The following is a 241-nucleotide window of genomic DNA, read 5'->3' as shown; positions in this document are numbered from 1 at the left end:
ATTGATCCTGACGCGGACCCATTCCGTGTTCCTTGCAATAACGCTCAATTTGATCGCGTGAGACTTCAAGCAGCGGACGAACGATATCGATGTTATTCTCGTGTCGACGCAGCGGAATGCCTGACAACCCTTCCACACTTGTGCCTCGCACAAGACGCATTAACATCGTCTCCAACTGGTCGTCTGCATGATGAGCCGTCGCGATCTTAGCGCCTCCCATGTCTTTTGCTACCTGCATAAG

The 241-nt window shown here is 51.9% G+C and carries 1 protein-coding gene; it reads right to left on the bottom strand.

Annotation, left to right across the window (positions count from 1 at the left end; genetic code table 11):
• Positions 1-241: tRNA lysidine(34) synthetase (locus tag LKX83_RS32845; RefSeq protein WP_227887478.1), on the bottom strand; the 241-nt coding region annotated here is incomplete at both ends.

The sequence above is a fragment of the Cohnella baijiui genome (assembly GCF_020731285.1).
Lineage (GTDB): Bacteria > Bacillota > Bacilli > Paenibacillales > Paenibacillaceae > Cohnella.
The sequence above is the reverse complement of the archived record's forward strand: the minus strand, read 5'-3'. Positions and strand labels throughout refer to the sequence as shown.